20 protein-coding genes are annotated in these 19,556 nt (G+C 39.8%); 7 read left to right on the forward strand and 13 right to left on the reverse strand.

The window, feature by feature from the left end; genetic code table 11:
* Positions 1-15 precede the first annotated feature (15 nt).
* Both ftsZ and lpxC read left to right on the forward strand, forming a co-directional pair.
* Positions 16-1,260: a cell division protein FtsZ gene (ftsZ, locus tag ACFI4Z_RS12035; protein WP_058560363.1), complete on the forward strand. Its 1,245-nt coding sequence runs from the start codon at positions 16-18 to the stop codon at positions 1,258-1,260.
* Between the two features lie 96 nt (positions 1,261-1,356).
* Positions 1,357-2,268: a UDP-3-O-acyl-N-acetylglucosamine deacetylase gene (gene lpxC / locus ACFI4Z_RS12040; protein WP_058560362.1), complete on the forward strand. Its 912-nt coding sequence runs from the start codon at positions 1,357-1,359 to the stop codon at positions 2,266-2,268.
* A 78-nt stretch (positions 2,269-2,346) separates the two neighbouring features.
* Here lpxC and yjjG read toward each other — a convergent pair whose 3' ends face one another.
* From yjjG to ACFI4Z_RS12055, 3 genes are read right to left on the reverse strand one after another with little or no spacing between them, the layout of a single operon-like run.
* On the reverse strand, positions 2,347-3,021 hold the full coding sequence (gene yjjG, locus ACFI4Z_RS12045; protein WP_462670797.1) for a pyrimidine 5'-nucleotidase: 675 nt from the start codon (positions 3,019-3,021) through the stop codon (positions 2,347-2,349).
* Entirely contained in the window at positions 3,022-3,576 is a 555-nt protein-coding gene (gene yjjX / locus ACFI4Z_RS12050; RefSeq protein ID WP_462670798.1) for an inosine/xanthosine triphosphatase, read from the reverse strand.
* Positions 3,577-3,632: 56 nt separating this feature from the next.
* Positions 3,633-4,532, reverse strand: coding sequence for a phosphoribulokinase (locus tag ACFI4Z_RS12055; RefSeq protein ID WP_462670799.1), 900 nt, complete (start codon positions 4,530-4,532; stop codon positions 3,633-3,635).
* Positions 4,533-4,814: 282 nt separating this feature from the next.
* Between ACFI4Z_RS12055 and ACFI4Z_RS12060 the strand changes: the two genes are divergently transcribed.
* Together ACFI4Z_RS12060 and ACFI4Z_RS12065 are read left to right on the forward strand one after the other, a co-directional pair.
* Entirely contained in the window at positions 4,815-5,684 is an 870-nt protein-coding gene (locus tag ACFI4Z_RS12060; RefSeq protein ID WP_462670867.1) for a hypothetical protein, read from the forward strand.
* A 68-nt stretch (positions 5,685-5,752) separates the two neighbouring features.
* A complete protein-coding gene (locus tag ACFI4Z_RS12065) occupies positions 5,753-6,118 on the forward strand; it encodes a hypothetical protein (RefSeq protein ID WP_462670800.1) in 366 nt (121 codons plus the stop codon).
* Positions 6,119-6,180: 62 nt separating this feature from the next.
* On the opposite strand, the gene ACFI4Z_RS12070 is transcribed toward ACFI4Z_RS12065, so the two are convergent.
* The 6 genes from ACFI4Z_RS12070 to ACFI4Z_RS12095 form a co-directional block, all read right to left on the reverse strand.
* Positions 6,181-8,751: a M1 family metallopeptidase gene (locus ACFI4Z_RS12070; protein WP_462670801.1), complete on the reverse strand. Its 2,571-nt coding sequence runs from the start codon at positions 8,749-8,751 to the stop codon at positions 6,181-6,183.
* A gap of 89 nt (positions 8,752-8,840) precedes the next feature.
* Positions 8,841-9,521 (reverse strand): site-specific integrase, encoded by a 681-nt coding sequence (locus tag ACFI4Z_RS12075; RefSeq protein WP_462670802.1) that lies wholly within the window; start codon positions 9,519-9,521, stop codon positions 8,841-8,843.
* A gap of 87 nt (positions 9,522-9,608) precedes the next feature.
* Complete coding sequence (locus tag ACFI4Z_RS12080) at positions 9,609-9,959, reverse strand: DUF2750 domain-containing protein (RefSeq protein WP_099296181.1); 351 nt, start codon at positions 9,957-9,959, stop codon at positions 9,609-9,611.
* A gap of 17 nt (positions 9,960-9,976) precedes the next feature.
* Positions 9,977-10,555: a glutathione S-transferase family protein gene (locus ACFI4Z_RS12085; RefSeq protein WP_462670803.1), complete on the reverse strand. Its 579-nt coding sequence runs from the start codon at positions 10,553-10,555 to the stop codon at positions 9,977-9,979.
* Positions 10,556-10,618: 63 nt separating this feature from the next.
* On the reverse strand, positions 10,619-10,900 hold the full coding sequence (locus tag ACFI4Z_RS12090; RefSeq protein ID WP_462670804.1) for a peptidylprolyl isomerase: 282 nt from the start codon (positions 10,898-10,900) through the stop codon (positions 10,619-10,621).
* Positions 10,901-10,992: 92 nt separating this feature from the next.
* On the reverse strand, positions 10,993-11,568 hold the full coding sequence (locus ACFI4Z_RS12095; RefSeq protein WP_462670805.1) for a glutathione peroxidase: 576 nt from the start codon (positions 11,566-11,568) through the stop codon (positions 10,993-10,995).
* A 104-nt stretch (positions 11,569-11,672) separates the two neighbouring features.
* Here ACFI4Z_RS12095 and ACFI4Z_RS12100 point away from each other — a divergent pair, with 104 nt between their 5' ends.
* The 3 genes from ACFI4Z_RS12100 (at position 11,673) to ACFI4Z_RS12110 (ending at position 15,415) form a co-directional block, all read left to right on the forward strand.
* Positions 11,673-12,161, forward strand: a complete 489-nt coding sequence (locus ACFI4Z_RS12100; RefSeq protein ID WP_462670806.1) for an N-acetyltransferase family protein — start codon at positions 11,673-11,675, stop codon at positions 12,159-12,161.
* Positions 12,162-12,280: 119 nt separating this feature from the next.
* Positions 12,281-14,194 (forward strand): PAS domain-containing sensor histidine kinase, encoded by a 1,914-nt coding sequence (locus ACFI4Z_RS12105; RefSeq protein WP_462670868.1) that lies wholly within the window; start codon positions 12,281-12,283, stop codon positions 14,192-14,194.
* Between the two features lie 87 nt (positions 14,195-14,281).
* On the forward strand, positions 14,282-15,415 hold the full coding sequence (locus ACFI4Z_RS12110; RefSeq protein ID WP_462670807.1) for a response regulator: 1,134 nt from the start codon (positions 14,282-14,284) through the stop codon (positions 15,413-15,415).
* A 4-nt stretch (positions 15,416-15,419) separates the two neighbouring features.
* On the opposite strand, the gene queG is transcribed toward ACFI4Z_RS12110, so the two are convergent.
* The 4 genes from queG to ACFI4Z_RS12130 all read right to left on the reverse strand — a co-directional run bounded on the left by queG (position 15,420) and on the right by ACFI4Z_RS12130 (position 19,473).
* On the reverse strand, positions 15,420-16,550 hold the full coding sequence (gene queG / locus ACFI4Z_RS12115) for a tRNA epoxyqueuosine(34) reductase QueG (protein ID WP_462670808.1): 1,131 nt from the start codon (positions 16,548-16,550) through the stop codon (positions 15,420-15,422).
* A 63-nt stretch (positions 16,551-16,613) separates the two neighbouring features.
* A complete protein-coding gene (locus ACFI4Z_RS12120; RefSeq protein WP_462670869.1) occupies positions 16,614-17,831 on the reverse strand; it encodes a methyl-accepting chemotaxis protein in 1,218 nt (405 codons plus the stop codon).
* A gap of 83 nt (positions 17,832-17,914) precedes the next feature.
* Entirely contained in the window at positions 17,915-18,610 is a 696-nt protein-coding gene (locus ACFI4Z_RS12125) for a glycerophosphodiester phosphodiesterase (RefSeq protein WP_462670870.1), read from the reverse strand.
* A complete protein-coding gene (locus ACFI4Z_RS12130) occupies positions 18,610-19,473 on the reverse strand; it encodes a DMT family transporter (RefSeq protein ID WP_462670809.1) in 864 nt (287 codons plus the stop codon). Before ACFI4Z_RS12130 ends, ACFI4Z_RS12125 begins: the two co-directional genes overlap by 1 nt.
* Between the last annotated feature and the right edge of the window lie 83 nt (positions 19,474-19,556).

The raw sequence follows: 19,556 nt of genomic DNA on the forward strand, positions 1-19,556 counted from the left end.
AGTCGGAGAGTAAACATGTTTGATATAATGGAACAACACAGCGAAGAAGCTGTAATAAAAGTAATTGGCGTGGGCGGTGGCGGCGGTAACGCTGTTGAGCACATGGTAAAACAACAAATTGAAGGTGTACGCTTTATTGCTGCGAATACAGATGCGCAAGCGTTACGTAATTCATCAGCAGACATCACAGTTCAACTTGGTACGCAAATCACCTCTGGTTTGGGTGCCGGTGCAAATCCAGAAGTGGGTCGTAGCTCGGCAGAAGAAGATGCAGAAACTATTCGCAACAGCCTTGAAGGTGCCGACATGGTATTCATCGCAGCCGGAATGGGCGGTGGTACAGGCACAGGCGCAGCGCCTGTTGTTGCTAAAATAGCGAAAGATTTAGGTATTTTAACGGTAGCAGTGGTTACACGCCCGTTTGACTTTGAAGGCAAAAAGCGTGCAGCTGCTGCTGAACAAGGTATTAATGAATTGTCAGAAATTGTAGATTCACTTATTACAATTCCTAACAATAAATTGCTTAAAGTTTTAGGTAAAGGGACTACACTGTTAGATGCCTTCGCTAAAGCAAACGATGTGTTATTTGGTGCTGTACAAGGTATTGCCGAATTAATTACACGCTCTGGTTTGATCAATGTGGATTTCGCCGACGTACGTACTGTAATGTCAGCAATGGGTACCGCAATGATGGGAACTGCTTCAGCATCAGGTCCTGATCGTGCTCAAGAAGCTGCAGAAGCTGCTATTTCAAGCCCGCTTTTAGAAGATGTTGATTTAACAGGTGCTAAAGGCATTTTGGTTAACATTACTGCGGGTATGGATATCGCGATTGAAGAATTTGAAATCGTCGGTAATCATGTAAAAGCATTAGCATCTGAAAATGCGACGGTTGTTGTGGGTGCTGTTATTGACCCAGAAATGACTGATGAGCTACGAGTAACAGTTGTTGCAACAGGTCTAGGTGGCGATCGTCGTCCGCAATTTGGTATTGTTGATAATGGCTTTAAAAAAGCATCAGGTTCTGATGTAGCAAGCTCAACGAGCCAGACAAGCAGCAGTATGTATGTACCAAGCTTTGCTAGCCAAGGTAGCAGTAGCCATGAAATCGATAATGCGTCAGCGACAGAAAAACAAGATTCAGGCATGACGGCTCAAAGTGGCAGTGCAAAAACCACTGAAAGTGGTAATAAATCGGATAAGTCAGAAGGTGGTGATTACTTCGACATTCCAGCATTTTTAAGAAAACAGGCTGATTAAGCAAAAATAATTTGCATAAAAAGTGAACAAATTTGGCAGCTGGTCGTATCTGTGATATTATCCGCCGTCTAACTGTAACTATAAGTGAGCGAACCTATGATTAAACAGCGTACGATTGCAGAAGTAGTCAAAGCCATAGGAATTGGACTTCATAAAGGTGAGAAGGTCACAATAACTCTCCGACCTGCGAGCGCAAATACTGGGATTGTATTTCGTCGTGTCGACCTTGATCCGGTTGTTGATTTTGAAACAACACCTGAAGCCGTTGGTGATACGCAGTTGTGTACCTGTTTAACAAATAAAGATGGTGTTCGCTTATCAACAACTGAGCACCTTATTGCGGCGGTAGCAGCAATGGGAATTGATAATCTAATTGTTGAATTAGACAGCTCAGAAGTGCCTATTATGGATGGTAGTGCATTACCATTCATTTACTTGTTACAAAAAGGCGGAATTGAAGAGCAGAAAGTTGCTAAACGCTTTATTCGTATTAAAGAAAAAGTACGTATTGAAGAAGGCGATAAATGGGCCGAAATTGAACCATATGATGGTTTTCATATCGACTTTGAAATTGCTTTTGATCACCCGGCAATCAATGAAAGCCGCCAACGTATCGGTTTAGATATTACGGCGCAAAGCTTTACTGAAGAGATCAGTCGCGCACGTACATTTGGTTTTATGAAAGACATTGAGTACATGCATGCTAATAACCTAGCACTTGGTGGCAGCATGGATAACGCAGTTGTATTGGATGAGTTTAAAGTACTTAACCCAAATGGTCTACGTTACAGCGATGAATTTGTTAAGCATAAAATACTAGACTGTGTTGGTGATATGTTTATGACGGGCCACAACATTTTAGGTAAAATTACTGCCTATAAATCAGGTCACGACTTAAATAATAAACTACTTCGTAAAATCATGGCAACTGAGTCAGCATGGGAGTGGGCAACATTTGAAACGCCTGTAACTATGCCTGCACCAGGCTTAGAAGTAGCTACAGCTTAATTGCTTGTACTAACAGTTATAAAAAATGACGCTTGATAGCGTCATTTTTTTTGCTTAACTTTCAATAACTCGCAGCTCTTACAGTTCCAATAAATGCTGTAATTGCACCAGTTCAGTAATTCTATACGTTGGCGTAATTGCTGGTGGTAATTCAGACCCTGGGTGTTGCAACCAACAGGTATTAATACCAGCATTCATACCGCCTAGGATATCGCTGCTTGCAGTGTCGCCTACCATCAGAATGTTTTCTTTATTAGGGTTACCCATTAATTTAAAGGTGTGATCAAAGATTTCAACCGCGGGTTTTGCAATTCCTACTTGCTCAGAAATAACTAGCCAGTCAAACATATCCTTTAAGCCAGTGTGCTCCAAACGTCGTGCTTGTAGCTGAGTAAAGCCATTGGTAATAATACCTAACTTGGCGTGTGGCTTGAGCTTTTTAAGCAGCGTTTTAGCGCCTGGTAAAGGCTCACAAATTTCAGCCATCGCAGTTAAAAAGTCATTATTAAGCTGTTGCGCAGGCACGTTAAGCTTATCGGCCCATTCACTAAACCGTGTGACTTGTAAGTACGTTGCTGAAATTTTGTTGTTTTGATAATCAAGCCATAAAGACTTATTCGTTAATTGGTAATGGGTATAATCTGCCTGAGTAAAATCTACATCGTGGGTTGCGAACATACGTCTTAGGCCTTCGAATGCATTGAAGCTAAATAACGTTTCGTCGGCATCAAATAAAACATGGGTGTATTTCATTTACACCTCCTTTTTGTAAAGTTCAGGGTGCAAGAAGGGCGCCATAGCTAATGTGAGCGCTTGAGTGTAGGTACTTTGGCGTGTTGCATGATTATTTGTTAATAAGCCGATTGCGCCACCTTGTTGCTTGATATTTTGGGTATTAAACGCATCATCCATTACATCGCCAAGCTCTTGGCCTTCCAACAATGCATTATAGAGCACTTGAGGTAGGGGTAAATTGCAGCTGCGCCCAATACTTTTGGTTGTTGAATCGGCGATAACCACAAAGGCAAAGGTTGCAGGTCCGTAACTAAATTTGGCAGCGCCTCCTTCCATAGCGACATAAAAATCAGATTGATGATGTTGTTGTGCATACGCTACGCGATTTTGCGCTCCAGTGCGGGTTTCGTCTTCGCCTATGGGTTGATCAGGCACTTGAGAAGGGGCGTGTATACCAATGCACTTGATTTCGTGCTCAGGGAAAAGTGCAGTGAAAATATGTTTGGCTGCATTGATTTTAACAGGGTTTTTTGAGCCAACAATAATGTTGAGTATTTTAGTTTTAGGTGCCATACACTACTCCTTCATCACAAAGCGGTAGTGTATCGCATATAACTTAAAAGTATATTTTAAATAGGAATATCAATGGGTGATAAGTCTGCAAGGGCGCGTTTTTTTAAGATGATATCTTTAATGAGTGGGGTTAATACTAGCTCCATGGCTAGGCCCATCTTGCCACCAGGCACCACCAAGGTGTTTATCCGCGACATAAAGCTGCCTTCAATCATTTGGAGATAATAAGGAAAGTCCACATCATCAATTCCTCTAAAACGAATCACCACAAAGCTTTCATCCAGTGAAGGAATATCTTTGGCGCTAAAAGGGTTAGATGTATCAACCGTAGGCACACGTTGAAAGTTTATGTGAGTGCGAGAAAATTGTGGTGTAATGTGATTAATATAGTCATCCATACTGCGCACAATAGAACCCATCACCGCTTCTCTAGAATGGCCACGCTCAGATGTGTCTCTAATTAGTTTTTGGATCCACTCAAGGTTAATAATAGGCACCATGCCAATAAGTAAATCAACATGTTTAGCGACGTCGTGATCTTGATCTACTACTCCCCCGTGTAATCCTTCATAGAATAAAATGTCAGTATTGTTTTCCAAGTCTTGCCATGGTGTAAAGGTACCGGGTAATTGATTATACGGTACCGCTTCGTCAAAGGTATGTAGGTATCGACGCAGCTTACCTGCTCCTGTTTCACCATAGTTACTAAATAGATCTTCTAGTGCGCCAAAGTCATTTGCTTCACGGCCGAAGTAACTAATATGTTTACCTTCTTGCTGTGCTTCGCGTACTTTTTTATCCATTTCTGGGCGTGTGTAGCGATGAAAGCTATCGCCTTCTATAAAAGCTGCAGCAATATTTAAGCTGCGAAAAATATGCTTCACGGCATTTGTTGTGGTGGTGGTTCCCGCACCAGATGAACCTGTGATTGCAATGATAGGGTGTTTAGCTGACATAGTTATTCTCGTTTTAAGTAGCCCCCTAGTTATAAAGTGTAGCAAGGGGGTAGGTCAAGTAGCATATAGCTAAGTGAATCTATTATGTCCACCAGTAAAGCTCAACACATTGACTATAATGTGTTTATTCGGAAAAAGCCTCGAACTGAAAAATGACGATGAATACCCAGCACTATAATAAAAGCAAAGGAGAAGAGACTTGAACAGGGTTATGAGCAACAGATTTGGGAATTGGCCCAAAATAGCGCTATGATAGAACCCATAATAATAACCAAAGAGACAATAAAATTGACTTTAGTACGACAAGGACTTGCCCTGACGGCATTGTTATTACCATTAGTTGCAAACAGTGCGATGCCGAAAAGTGAAATATTACTCGCAACTTTAAATACTGAATATGGTTTACAGGTAAGCCGAATTACATCGGCAGACCGTTATAACAACCAACCCCTGCTGACTGAAAAAGGCATTTACTTTACTCAAGAAGTTAAAGAGCAAGAGTTAAGTCAAACTGATTTAGTATTTTATAGTTTTGCGGATCAGCAGAGTTATAACCTTACCAATAGTCCAGTTAGCGAATACTCGCCAACTTTAACCCCTTCAGGTGACGCCTTATCCGCGATTGTGGTGGAAGCGAGTGGTCAGCAAAAATTGTGGCAATACCCGCTTGAGTCAAACGAACAGCCACGCCGTATTTTTGAATGGATAGAGCCCGTTGGCTACCATGCATGGGGGCGTGATAATGATGTGGTGATGTTCATTTTAGGCGAACCACATACATTGCAATATACTAAAGTGGCAGCTGCTAAAGGTAACGTAGTTGCAAAAGATATAGGTCGAACACTTACGTTTAACACAACATTGTCTGCGTTTACTTTTAGTTACAACAAAGAGGGTCAGAACTGGCTAGCCAGCTACTCCCCGAGTACTCAAGCTGTCAGTGATATATTTCGTTTACCAGATAGTGTACAAGATTATGCATTTACCAATGATGATACCGTTATTTATTCACTCCATAATCGTATTTATAAACGCAGCGTCAGCGAGCCTGACAGTGTATCTTTGTGGCTTGATTTGACGCCTTATTGCACCACACAGATCACCCGTTTAAGTTATAATAATGACCAGCTTGCATTCGTGTGCAGTCAATAGTTTTGGGGGTTAACCTCCAGTTGTAAAATCACAGATAGCTAACAATCTACTGAGAATTAAGGATATCCATGACAGCTACACCTGAGCAAATTCATGAACAACTTGTTGCATTGGCATGCCGAAGTAACTTTAAGATAAAAAATATCTCTGAATACATGTTACCTAATTCAAAAGAGGCGATTTATTTACATGTTGAAGCTGGGCAGACAAAATTAGTGCTGCGTCCTGCACTTGAAGTGTTTAGCGATGATTTTGATGCAATGGATGGAGTAAGCCGAATTGTAGGCTTTTTTCACAGCAGTGAGATGACCCGCTTTCCGACGCGTATCTTTAAAAGTGCAAATCCTATTCATTACGGTATTGGTTTTAAAATGACAAGCGTTGAAGGAGCTAAAACGTTTATAACTCAACTGGTTAAAATCATTAATGGCTAGCTTTAATGACAGGCAATAAAAACGGCAAGTTAATCGCTTGCCGTTTTTGTTTTTGGTATAAATTAACGTTTTAAAAAGCTGTTTACTGAAGAAAGCTCTCGCTCTTTAAGCGCTATGCAATTGTCCACACTTTCTGATAATTTACTTAATGTTCGCGCATAACCTGGCACATCGGCAATTTTATCATTAAAGAATGTGTTGGTTTTCTTTAAGCTACTTGCATCACATCCTGACGTTGTAAAATACGGGAGGTTAGGCACAAAGAACGGCGGTAAATTAGCAACTACTTTGTCGTAGTTTGCATATATCCATTCAATAAAGAGTGCGTCGCGAGCGTTAGTGTACTTTTGACCAGACATAATTGTACGCATATCAGATGCAGTTACATCATCTGTTAAACTGTAATTAAGCACCATAGTTTGTAGTTCAGGGTTGCCAAAATAGCTCATCGCAGCAAGCATTTTAGTTCGCACTTGTGGATCTTTAGTGATCTTAAAGGTCTTTATGTAGGCGTCTAAAAGATTTTTATCACCATGATATGCCGCTAAGTTTAAATAGGTAGAGGCTAAGTAAGGGTCTACTTTTTCAGGATTGTTTAAATAAACCTGTGCTTGCGCTTTTGCAGTGTTTATTACACTTTGATCTTCGCCATCAAAACCTAGACGTGAAACAACTTGTGCGCGCAATTGAGCAATCGCTGCATCCTCATTTATTTTAGCTGTTAAGCCATACTGTTTAGCTGCTGGTGTGATGCTTTTACGAATAAAAGCAGGCCATAACTCTTTATTACTTTCATCTTCAAATGTGCGTTTCTGTGATGCAAGATACCCAAGGGCAGTACTGGCAACACGTGGATGTTTGTCGCTAACAAAGGTTTCAAGTGTTTGCATTAAATGTGCAGCAGAAATTACACCAGCATCTAAAAGTGCATCCGCAGCAGATAATAAAGCAAGACGTTCGCGAACAGATAATTGCTCGGCCGCATTTTCAATTAAAGCAGCAAATTGCTTATCGTCTAGCACCCAGCGGTAATAACCCAAAGCGCCTTGATCTGGGTAGATCCACTCAGGGGTAAAGTCTAGTTTGATCTTTTGTGTTTCTTGATTAAGCAGTACATTGGATGTTCTTACTTTATCACCCGCACCATATTTAATTGCAACAGGTACATTCCATAATTGTTCAGGCGCATCAACACCCGCATTAGTGAATCTGCTTTGGTTTATCGTAATTGTTTTACCTTGCTGACTTACTTTAATAAGTGGGAACGATGATTGCTCAATGAATGACTTTAATACACCTGCCACATCCTTATTTGAGGCATCACCCAATGCTTGCCATAAGTCAGCTGCTTCTGCATTTTTGTAAGAGAATTTCTTTAAATAGGTTTGAATACCCTTTTGAAATGCATCCTCGCCAATCCAATTTTCAACCATTGAAAGCACAGCGCTGCCTTTACTGTAGGCAAGACCTAAGCCATCCATAATATCAGCTTCTGTTTTAATTGGTTTGCGAATTGGTTTAGTGCTTAAACGGGCATCTAGAGCCATCACTCGATTTTGTGGTAAATCTAAATGTGATTCAAATTCAGGGTTTAACTGTGCGGTGATTTTAGCGGCCATCCAACTTGCAAACGCTTCATTTAACCATAAGTCATTCCACCATTTCATAGTAACCAAGTTACCATACCATTGGTGTGCAAGTTCGTGGGCTATTATAGACACGTTGCGCTGCTTTTTACTGCGTGTTGCAGTTGCAAGGTCGACCAATAAAATGTCTTCACGGTAGGTAACAAGGCCTGAGTTTTCCATTGCGCCAAACGGGAATTCAGGTACTGCAACAGAATCCAGCTTTTTATAAACGTACGGGCTACCAAAATACTCTTCAAGTGCTGCTAATACGCGAGGCATATTTTGTTCAGCATATTCGGCTAAATGTATTTTGCCTTGCGGTGTAATTATACGCCCGGGGATAGGCATGCCTTTGACTTCACGCTCTTCAAATGGCCCTACAGCCATCGCAACAAGGTATGATGGAATTGGCGGTGTTTTATCAAAAAAGTGCGTCGTCATATCGCCATTTATAGTGGTTTTTAGTTCTGGCGTATTGGCATAAACTTTTTGCGAACTTGGTGCTGTTATGGTCAACTGAAATGGAATTTTATAACTTGGCTCATCAAATACTGGAAATGCACGACGAGCGTCACTCATTTCAAATTGTGTAAACAAATAAGGCGTGCCTTGATCAATTGTTTTATATAGCCCTACACTTTTTCGATTATAAGGGGCTGTAAAATCAATTTTTAAGGTGTATTTGCCAGGTTGAATTTGATGTTCACAAGCAAGTTTTACTTTGCCAGTTTTTAGCATTTGAGCATTTAAGTCACAGTTTTCTTTACCCAGTAGCTGCACCATTTGGGTTGCATAGTCAACACCATTGAGCTCAATATATTTAGTCGGCTTAAGTACTTCTAGTGCTATTTCGGTTTGACCACTAAAGGTATCTTGAGCTGGGTCTAAGGTCAGTGAAACCTGTTGAGAACTTGGCTTGGCGAGTTTTTCGATGACGTATTCATTAGCATGAGCTGCATTTACTGCAATAGCCACACTAAGCGTGAGTAAGCTTTTTATAAACATAAGAGTCCCTGAACTGTTCTTGTTAGAATTTTACTACATCCTAGCAGTTTTAACGTACAGAGTAATGGACTAGATAGTAACAAAGTTTGTCAGGCGCTTAAGCGGGCAGTAAAGCGTTCCCAATGAACATGAGGGTTAATATTCCGTACTTGTTGCAACACAGTGTCTAACAACTGAATGTTAGCAAAAGAGTCTTCTGGATAGTCAATAAAGCCCATCAAGTAATTAAAAGCATCTTTGGAGTTTGCTTGCATGGCAAAAATACGAATTTGTTGCTCAAAGTTGAGCCGTAGACTGCTCATCGCGGTTTTCATTCCAAGCTGATCAACGGTAGGGATATCGCATTTTTGTAGGTAGCCAGCTCGCTCCCCTTCACCAGAGAACCAAATACGCACTTTTTCACTATACCGTCCTGACTTTGAGGGTAAGTCAAACAGCAGTCGTGTTTCATTACGTTGTTTTAATAATGTAATGTAATCTGTTAAGCCAGCTTCCAATAAAGCTTTGTGAACAGGCACTATACGATGCTTTATTTTTCCATGGGTATGGAAGTCAAAGCATAAAATGCCATCATGGTTGACTATATCTGTTAGCTGTAAGTGGCCTATTTCGTCGCTATATGCGCCTGTATAGTAGGCCAGTAAAGGAAGCCAAAAATGCCAATGCTTCGGCTGTTCTCTAGGAATACGGTGGTCACCATAGATATAGCCATGAGAAAGGGTATGTAGTTCCATTGCAGAAAATGGGCGCCGACCTAAATGGGATTTCAACGTAATACCCTGAGACTATGGATTTACGCTAGTTTATAGCAAATTTTACCCAGCAAATAAACTAGCGTGTTTACTATGTGTTTAAATTTACTCACTTAATGCGCGAGCAAGGCCAACAGGTTCGATTTCAACACATACTTGATCGTCATTCCAATTTAGGCCGATTAGTGCATCGTCTTCTTTTAAGTCTTCAACCCAATCATCTAAGAATTCATCAAGGTTTATTTCAACTGGGCTGTAATCAGTCCACTCTTCTTTACATTGTGCTTTTGCTGCTGCTTCACTTTCCCACAGGAGTAACACATCGGTGTTCTCAAACTGGTTAGATTCACAAACAACAAAGCCGCCGTCTTCAGCGCCTAGCGCCCAAACTTGTTCAGTTTGACGTGCTTTTTCTACAAAACTAACTAGTTCTGATTCAATTTCGATATCGCTCATGTGTTTACCTTTTAATATTAATTACGTGGATCGGTTTGCTTGGCACTTGCTTGGAAACTGTATCTATGATGAAACGCAACCAGTTGAGTAAAAGGCGTTAAATCATGCAAATCACGAAAATAAATCCAATCAAGTAAACAGTATAAACTGATGACAAGGCAATCACAGCTAATAAATTGCTCATCAGTTAAATGACTATTTAAATAGCTTAATGTTTCAACAATACGTTCGTTTTGAAGATTAAAAAATAATTTATCTTCACAGGTATCAAACCCAGAGCGATGACAAAGTAATATCTCGACTAGCGAATCGTTGCAGGCATTAATAATAGTAAGTAGACCTTCTTGTTGCCAATTCAATGGTGCACATTGATGTTTGACGAGTAAATAACGCATGATTGAGTTTGAGTCGGTGATGGTTTGTTCATTATCAATTAGTATCGGCACCTTACGAGCTGGGTTATTATTGATGAGTACTTGGCGATCTTCCTCTGAGAAAATATTTAAATTAGTAAACTCCAAAGGCTGGTCATGAAGTAAGGCCCATATTCGTATACGACGAACGTAAGGTGAAGTAGTTGAACCTATGAGCTGCATTTTCAATCCTTAAAAATAAAGCCGCATGAGCGGCTTTATATGTTCTAATGTGTACAGACTCTTTTATTCTGTGCGGCTGGTTACTTCAAGTAAGTGATACCCAAACTGAGTTTGAACAGGCCCTTGTACTTGATTGATTGGTGCTGAAAATACGACCTTGTCGAACTCAGGTACCATCATCCCTGGACCAAATTCACCCAGTGCACCACCATCTTGACCAGAAGGGCAGTTTGAATGTGCTTTGGCTAATTCGGCAAAATCTTCGCCTTGTTCAATCTTTTCTTTTAAATCTAAACATTGCGCTTCGCTATCAACTAATATGTGTCTTGCACTTGCTACTGTCATAAAATCTCCCGGTAAAATTGTATTTTTTTCAAACAAGGTTGTATGCTTTCTAGTCTAGTCTATATTCAACCATTAGTACTAGTATAAATTTTTTAAATCTTTGAAATAGCAAGTTCAATTGCTTGGGTTAACTCTTCTGAATTTGGCTTTGTTTTACTGTTAAAACGCTCAACTTTAGTGCGATCTGCCGATACAACGTATTTATAAAAGTTCCAGTTAGGTGAACTGGTTTGCTCGTTCAAGTGCTTAAATATTGGGTTGGCATCACTACCACGTACTTCACTGGTTGCAAACATTGGGAAGGTTACACCATAGTTAATGTAGCAAACCTTTGCGACATCTTTCTCATCGTCTTCTTCTTGAAAAAAATCATCGGATGGAAAACCCAGCACTACCAAGCCTTGATCTTGATACTTCTGATAAACCTCTTCTAACCCTTTAAATTGAGAAGTAAATCCGCAATTACTTGCCGTATTTACAATTAATAATGGTTTGCCCTTAAATTGACATAAATCTAAAGTCTCTTTTGAGCGTAATTTACGTATGCTGACATTGGTAAAGTCATTGCAGCCTTGCACATTTTGCATATTAGTGACTTGTATCGGCTCAGCATTAGCCAGCAGGCTAAAACTAATTATTGCGGTACTCAGTAGTATGTTTTTTACCATTTTTAGATTCCTTTAAGGTACGTATAAAAGCCATCGTTTTGCGCTAGAGTCAGTGGAAATCTTACGTTACTATGCGATAAACAGATCAACAACAAGTAAACCTTATGATAACTCGAATTGCTAATAAAAATGACTTGCCGGCGATTGTAGCGATTTATAACGAAACGATAGCAAGTCGGATGGTAACAGCAGATACTCAGCCGGTGAGTGTATCAGACAAACAGGTATGGTTTGACAGCCACACTAATAAACGCCCAATATACGTGTATGAGCAAGATAACACTGTTGTTGCATGGCTTAGTTTTAAATCTTTTTATGGCCGCCCTGCTTATGATGGCACCGTCGAGATAAGTATTTATATCACCTCAACAGTTCAAGGGCAGGGGCTAGGTAAAAAGTTGCTAAACTTTGCAGAGCACAAAGCAAAAGAACTAGATATAAAAGTCCTACTCGCTTTCATATTCAGTCATAACTTACCTAGTATTTATTTGTTCCAAAAGTTTGCTTATGAGCAATGGGGCTTGTTGCCTAACGTAGCAATCATGGACGGGAATGCTTACAGCCTGTCTATATTAGGTAAGCGTCTGGATTAAAAACACACACATTTATGTTAAATCTATATTTTTAAGCTACGCTTTTACATATAGTTTATTCATAAGAAGGATCTAGTGTGCGTAAAATTTTAATTGTCGATAGTAGCAGTGTTATAGCAATGCGGCTAAAGGTTTTACTAGAGCTGATCCAGTGTGACGTTGATCTTGTGCATTACTCAATGCTAAGCGAAGAGATTGTTTATGATTATTATGATTTAACGGTTATCGCTCATGGTGTTCCGCTTAATGTAGTCAATTCATTCCTTCACAAAGTAACTAATAATAACTATTTACTTTTGGCGCCAAAGGCTGAAAACGGTGATCAACTAAATGCGTTTAGCGAGTTAAACCAGCTTATTCCTAATGCAGTCGTTATTTACCCCTTTTTTGCCAATAAAGAGATTAGTTCGTTACTTGAAAGTATTTTAGATCTCGGCCCTGATTATATTCTACAACTGCCAGTAGTGTTGCTTGTAGATCACCTACCTGAGCGGCTTGAAAAAGTAAAAAGTAGCCTTATCGGGGCGCATATACAAACAATATCAGCTAATACTTACAAAGAAGCAATCGCATCAGCGCAAGAGCATAAATTTGACCTTTTACTAAGCGACTTTAGCTTACCAGATGGCTCTGGCCTCGAAATATTTGCGAAAATGAAGCAAACTCAGCCTCAATGCCGTTGCTTACTATTTACCTCGAAGCCTAATCAAGTATCTATGATTGAAGCGATACGCCAAGGTGTTGAGGATGTTTTAGTTAAGCCGATTGATGAAAATGCATTATTGCAGTCAGTTCACAAGCTTTGGCAAACAGAGTTATTAAAGCGGCACAATACTGAGCTAGTTGAGCGGCTTCAAGACACGGTTGATGCATTAATCGAAAAAGATAGTCTACTGAGAGTCATTTATAAACACACACCTGATGCGATCATGCTCTTCGAACTAAATGGCAAAATTATAGAGGCTAATGATGCATGTTGCTCGTTATTTAGCTTAGCTAGTAACGATTTTCAGGGGCTCAATGTGTTTAACCTATTGGATAAGCCTTCTGCTGAGGAAATTAGCAAAAAAATTTCTACGCTTAATGTTAACCGCCAGTTTAGTTGCGATTTGTATTTGCCCAGAGGAGAGGGAATTGGCATTCCATTAGTTGGCTCATTTAACGAAATTGATCACCATGGTGAGATTGCATTAGCTGTTATCTTTAAAAACGTAACACATCTTAAACAAAAAGAAGATTTGTTACTCGAAGCCAAAGATATGCTTGAGGAAGAGGTTAGAGCGCGAACATCACAGTTGGAGCACGCTAAAAATTTGGCAGAAGCGGCAAACCACAGTAAGTCAGAGTTTTTAGCAAACATGTCTCATGAGCTGCGAACACCTATGCATTCAATACTTAGTTTTGCCCGATTTGGCTTGGATAAGCTTAAAAAAGGCGAGCTAGCGGTCGATAAATTACTCAAGTATTTTACTCGAATTGAGTCCAGTGGGGAGCGCTTACTTTCATTATTAAATAACTTACTTGATTTATCTAAGTTAGATGTAGGTAAGTTTCCATTTAATCCTAAAGAACATGAACTGAGCTATATTATTAAAACCGCGATTGATGATGTATCAGGTACGGCAATGGAAAAGGGTATCGACATTAAATTCCAGAGCCCTATAACGCAAGTCTCGGCGCAATGTGATGAAGAGCAAATAAACCAACTGCTGCGAAACATTTTAGGTAATGCATTAAAGTTTAGTGATTCGCACAGTGTTATCACTATTACGCTCAATCTTGTGCAGGATATGGCAGTGATAGAGGTAATAGATAGTGGTGTAGGGATACCTGAAGATGAGTTAGAGCACGTTTTTTCTAAATTTGTACAAAGTAGTAAAACCGATAATGGTTCGGGAGGTACTGGACTTGGGCTTGCACTGTGCCGAGAGTTCATTTCACTTCATAAAGGAACGATTTCTGCACATAATAATGAGTACGGGGGGACAACAATCCGAATTATGTTGCCTTTAAAAATTGTAAGTATAGATTGAGCAAAAAACAAATATGATAGTCTTGTTGTAAGAATGAATATAGGGACTAGACTATTAACATGTAATGATAATGGATGATGAATTATTATGTCTGTAACGAGAGTCTTAGCTGTAGATGATGAGCCTTATAATCTTGAAATTATTGAAGAGATATTAGAAGACTTACAGTTTGAATTAAAGTTAGCAAACAGTGGACCAGAGTGTTTAGCCGTTGTTGAAGACTTTGCACCACAGGTCATCTTACTGGATGTAAGTATGCCTAAAATGAATGGGTATGAAGTATGTAAAGCCTTGAAAGATAACCCTAACACATCTCATATCATTGTTATGTTTGTATCTGCCAGAGGCACTGTTGAAGAGCGTATGGAAGGATACTCAGTAGGGGCTGAAGATTACATTGTTAAGCCATTTGGGCAAAATGAGCTAAAAGCAAAGCTCAAGCACTTAAACCAAGTGATTTTGGAAAAAGAAAACTTAGAACAACAAGTTGAAGATGCAACGTCTACGGCCTTTAATGCGATGGCAAATAGCAGTGAAATGGGTCAAATCGTCAATTATATAGAGAGTATAGCGTTAATTGATAATGTGCCAGAACTTGGGCGTGCATTGGTAAGTTGCCTCAAGACTTTTGATTTACAAAGCAATCTAGAGTTTAGGTTTGATGATGCGCCGCCAGAACACTTTGCATCATATGGTAATTGCTCTCCGATTGTAATTGAGCTATTTGATATGCTTAAAAATAAAGGGCGGTTACATGAGTTTTCCCACCGCATTTTAGTTAATTACGAATTGATCAGTATGCTGATTTTAAATATGCCGGACCATGACCCTGACAAACATGGCCGTATTCGTGACCATGTTTGTTTTTTAGTCAGTGTGACTGAGCAGCAATTCCGCGCGATATTAACCCGGCAGAAATTAGAGTCTCAACAAGCTAAATTTAATGATGTTGTTGAAATGCTTCATAGAAAATTTCATGATCTGATCGATTTACTCAATACTAACCGTGTAAGCAATGAAGCTGTTTTTAAACAGTTGCAAGAAGAGTTAGAAGAGCGTATTCCAAGCATGGGGTTAGATGAGGATCAAGAGGTGTTTATTTATCAAAAAGTAGATCAGACAATTCAAAAATCAGTTGCTCGAGCAGAAGCAGTACAGGATGTAAAAAAAGCATTCAACGAAATTGAACAAGATCTAGCATTACTGACCAGTAATAAATAAGAGTTTAAGCGTCTCGAGGGAGCCCTTTTTCAACAATGCGAATTAAACGAGCTGTTTTGCGAAGCTGTTTTTGTTTTTTTAACTGCTGTGCTAGTGCCCAGTCTATGTGCTCTTGAACAAGCTCAGTTGCATGTTGACGGGCGTCATTGAGCACATCAATAATGCGCTGGTCAAAGTTTGCATTGCCTAACCCTACAGCTAAATTTCTCTGCCAACGTTGATGGCCTATTCGACGGATTGGGCTTCCTTCTGTATTCTTTAAGAACGTTGTTTCATCCCATGCAAATAGCTCAAGTAACTCTTTGTCTTTTAGTTGTTTTCGTGGATGGAAGTCAGCTTCATCGGTAATTTGACCATAGCGGTTCCATGGACACACTAATTGGCAGTCATCGCAGCCATATACCCTGTTACCCAATAATGATCTGTATTGCTCTGGGATAGGTCCCTGCAATTCAATGGTTAGATATGAAATACATTTACGTGCGTCAACTACATAGGGTTCAACAATGGCTCCTGTTGGGCAAAGAGTTATACATGCAACACATTTACCGCAGCCCTCAAACTCATTTGGCTTATCAATAGGTAGCGGGATATCAACAAACAACTCACCTAAGAAAAACCATGATCCAGCCTCCTTATTGATGAGTAAGCTGTGTTTTCCTTGCCAACCAAGCCCTGCTTTTTCAGCGAATTGTCGCTCCAACACAGGTGCAGAGTCTACAAAGGGGCGAAAGCCTAATTGATCAACATGGAGTTCTATTTTTTGACCTAGCTTTTTAAGTCGATTACGCATTAATTTGTGATAATCACGACCGAGCGCATAACGACTAATATAGGCTTTATTGTTTTCTTTGAGGTTTTTAGCAAAGCGTGCGTCGGGGGGAAGGTAGTTCATTTTGACCGAAATAACCCGTTGAGTACCAGGCACAAGCTCTGCGGGGCGAGCGCGTTTCATGCCATGCGCTGCCATATATTCCATATCGCCGTGATAACCTAAATCAAGCCAGCGCTGTAGTTGCGCTTCATGCCTAGTTAAATCAATATCGGTGATGCCTACTTCGCTAAAGCCAAGTTCTTCACCCCATCGTTTAATATCTAAGGCAAGTTGTTTGTAATCTGAAGTTTGGCTAGTCACGCGGGCACATCATGGTTTTAAGGGCTGCGTAACTTAACACAATGGCAAATAAATATCATCAGGCTACACAAAACGCTTTAATTGATGCTGTGTTTGCTCGCTTAATTGTTGTGACTGTTGACAGTCTGCCAGTGCAATGTCGATTTGCGCTTTGGCTTGCGAACCTAATTCAACTATTTGTTCAACTGATTGATGTGTTTGGTTTTGTGTTTTTTCGAGTAGATGTACAGCACTCACAATTTGTTGAAGTTGTTGCTGGTTTTTTTCAAATTCGACCAATCTTTGCGTAAAACCATGAGATGTTTTACTTATTGTATCTTCCGCGTGATTTGAATAACTCATTAGTTGTTCTGACTCTTTATTTGTTTGCCCAACTAATGAATCCATTTGGTTAATAAAGTCACTGATTTGACGTGTGGCATCACTTACTTTGACTGATAATGTTCTTACTTCATCTGCGACTACAGCAAATCCTCGGCCGGCTTCACCTGCACGCGCAGCTTCAATTGCAGCGTTCAGAGCTAGTAGATTGGTTTGATCTGAAAACTCTTCAACCATTTTTAAAATACTACGAATATTTTCACTATTTTGTTTTAGGCCGGCTATAGTTTCTGAAAACTTACCAAGTACCTGACCAATGGCTTTTACTTGGGTAACAAGCTCTGTTAATTCGTTTGCTGAGTGATTAACAAAGCCTAGGTGCTCTGAGTTGATTTCGTGCACACTGTCAGTGTTACCGACGATTGCTTGCAGGCTATCGGTAATTTGGTTACTGGCTGATGTAATAGTTTGGCTAAAATCAATTTGCTGTTCACTTAAAGAGGCTGTTTGTTGCATCGAGTGGGTGACATCGCTATTGCTTTGCGCGCTGGCTTGGGCACTTTGATAAGTCGTAGCAAGCAGTTCACTTAAGTGGGTTGTAAACACATTGTATTGTTCACTAATTTCACGAAATTCATCGTAAGTAAATTGTGGCAACTTAGCTGCTAGATTCGCGTCTTGATGATTAATTTGCGTTAATGTGTCACGCATAGCTTTGACTGGGCGTACGATTAAGAAACGCATATAAAAAACAGTAAAAATAAAGCCGATAATAATGACCGCCGTGAGCAGCCAAAACAACCCTGTATCAGATGCTTGAGTTGTTAGGCTTTGGTATAACCATATAAGTGTAATTGCTTGAAAAGCAAATACAAAACTCAGGTTACCAATGATCTTTCGGGTTAATGTAAAAAAAAAGCTTTGTTCAATAAAGTTATAAATACGCATATACCCACTCATTAACGTTCCACTTGGCTGTTGCATAGTGTTTTACTCAGTATCGTTCAATTATATTTTAATTCAAGCATATAGACTTGTCATAATTATAGTGAGTTTAAAATCATTTTGGTGTTACAAGGGTAGTTAGTAAAAACGCCATCGACACCATACCTAAGCATTTGCTCTATATCTTCTTGTTTATCGACTGTGTAAGCATAAACTTGTAAATCACGTTTTTTAGCATCAGCTACAAATTCATGGTTAATAAAATTTTTATCAATATGAATACTGTAAGCATGAAGTCGTTGGGCAAATTCTGCATAGTTAATAGGGATTGAAGCCGTTAAAGCTCCGATCTTTACCCATGGTAACTGCTGTTTAAGCCACATGAGTTGATGGTGATCAAATGAAGACACTAAAAGGTTATCGCGAGAAAGTTTATTCGCAGCCACACTAGCCTCAATCAAGGTAACAAACTTATCAAGAGAAAAGGTATGCTTAAGCTCGAGGTTGATCATTGTGTTGTTGTTTACCCAATCGAGTAATTGAGACAATGTGGGCACGTATTCACCATTGCCAGCGTCAAACTGTTGAATCTGCTCACGCGTCAAGTTATTTACCTTGCCACGACCGTTGGTGGTGCGATCGAGCCACGTATCATGAATTATCATGTAATCATCTAAGCAGCTTTGTACGTCGACCTCAATCCCGTCAACATGTATGTCAACAGCGGCTTTTATTGCACTTTGTGTATTCTCAGGATATGAACCGCTTGCGCCGCGGTGAGCAAAAATTTTCATCATCTGTGTTTCCGTGTCACTGACCAGGTTTCGTAAAACGCTGCACTGATCACTAAAGCTCCACCGACTAAAGTCAGTAATGAAGGTTGTTCATGTAATAATAAAAAGGCTAAAAATGTACCATATAATGGTTGTAAGCAAGATATAAGTCCTGCCGTTGCCGCCGATAAATATTGTAAACTTGCTGCAAACAAAGAGTGCGGTGTGGCTGTAAATATAATACCTGCCACGACCAATAGTCCTAAATCATAATGCGATACTTGCATCACAGGTACTTCAATAAAAGCACATAACAATAAGCTTGCCACTACCGTTTGATAAAGCATGGTTTGTGGTCCGCCGTATTGACTAAAATAACGCTTATGAATGATATTTCGAAAAGCGAAAAAAAACGCCGATACAATGCCTGTTAATACGCCTAAGGTGACATCGTTACCAAAATCTCCATCAGGGATCAGCAAGTATATCCCTAGCATAACTACAGCTGCACTTAATAAGTCTTTTAGCTTCGGTTTATTGCCATGAAAAAAAGGCTCTATAAACACGGTTATTACAGGGTAAGTGAAAAATGCAATCATACCTACAGCGACGCCAGCCATTTGCATGCCTGCAAAATATGTGACCCAGTGTATGCCTACGGTAACACCTAAAAAAAGGGCAATGAGATAATCTTTTCTGGTGTGAAGCTTAATGTTTTTCTTTTGGATTAAGAGCAGCAATAAAAGGGCAATACCTGCAATTGCAGCGCGATAAACTGTGATATCTAACGCATTTAAGTTAATCAATTTAGCAAACAGTGCCGTACCGCCGAATAACAAGACAGCAATATGCAAGTAGAGTAAGCTTTGTTGTTGTGGCTGCATTCAACCCCTTATTTATTAATACTTGTTCAAGCATGCCGCTAAATACAGCCTTTACAACATGTCTATATGACATTTGTCAGCTC

The sequence above is a fragment of the Pseudoalteromonas sp. RWi3 genome (genome assembly GCF_054960735.1).

Coding starts and splice junctions, on each gene's coding strand:
- ftsZ (WP_058560363.1), top strand. CDS start 16: ATGTTTGATATAATGGAACAACACAGCGAAGAAGCTGTAATAAAAGTA.
- lpxC (WP_058560362.1), top strand. CDS start 1,357: ATGATTAAACAGCGTACGATTGCAGAAGTAGTCAAAGCCATAGGAATT.
- yjjG (WP_462670797.1), bottom strand. CDS start 3,021: ATGAAATACACCCATGTTTTATTTGATGCCGACGAAACGTTATTTAGC.
- yjjX (WP_462670798.1), bottom strand. CDS start 3,576: ATGGCACCTAAAACTAAAATACTCAACATTATTGTTGGCTCAAAAAAC.
- ACFI4Z_RS12055 (WP_462670799.1), bottom strand. CDS start 4,532: ATGTCAGCTAAACACCCTATCATTGCAATCACAGGTTCATCTGGTGCG.
- ACFI4Z_RS12065 (WP_462670800.1), top strand. CDS start 5,753: ATGACAGCTACACCTGAGCAAATTCATGAACAACTTGTTGCATTGGCA.
- ACFI4Z_RS12070 (WP_462670801.1), bottom strand. CDS start 8,751: ATGTTTATAAAAAGCTTACTCACGCTTAGTGTGGCTATTGCAGTAAAT.
- ACFI4Z_RS12080 (WP_099296181.1), bottom strand. CDS start 9,959: ATGAGCGATATCGAAATTGAATCAGAACTAGTTAGTTTTGTAGAAAAA.
- ACFI4Z_RS12085 (WP_462670803.1), bottom strand. CDS start 10,555: ATGCAGCTCATAGGTTCAACTACTTCACCTTACGTTCGTCGTATACGA.
- ACFI4Z_RS12090 (WP_462670804.1), bottom strand. CDS start 10,900: ATGACAGTAGCAAGTGCAAGACACATATTAGTTGATAGCGAAGCGCAA.
- ACFI4Z_RS12095 (WP_462670805.1), bottom strand. CDS start 11,568: ATGGTAAAAAACATACTACTGAGTACCGCAATAATTAGTTTTAGCCTG.
- ACFI4Z_RS12100 (WP_462670806.1), top strand. CDS start 11,673: ATGATAACTCGAATTGCTAATAAAAATGACTTGCCGGCGATTGTAGCG.
- ACFI4Z_RS12105 (WP_462670868.1), top strand. CDS start 12,281: ATGCGGCTAAAGGTTTTACTAGAGCTGATCCAGTGTGACGTTGATCTT.
- ACFI4Z_RS12110 (WP_462670807.1), top strand. CDS start 14,282: ATGTCTGTAACGAGAGTCTTAGCTGTAGATGATGAGCCTTATAATCTT.
- ACFI4Z_RS12120 (WP_462670869.1), bottom strand. CDS start 17,831: ATGAGTGGGTATATGCGTATTTATAACTTTATTGAACAAAGCTTTTTT.
- ACFI4Z_RS12125 (WP_462670870.1), bottom strand. CDS start 18,610: ATGAAAATTTTTGCTCACCGCGGCGCAAGCGGTTCATATCCTGAGAAT.
- ACFI4Z_RS12130 (WP_462670809.1), bottom strand. CDS start 19,473: ATGCAGCCACAACAACAAAGCTTACTCTACTTGCATATTGCTGTCTTG.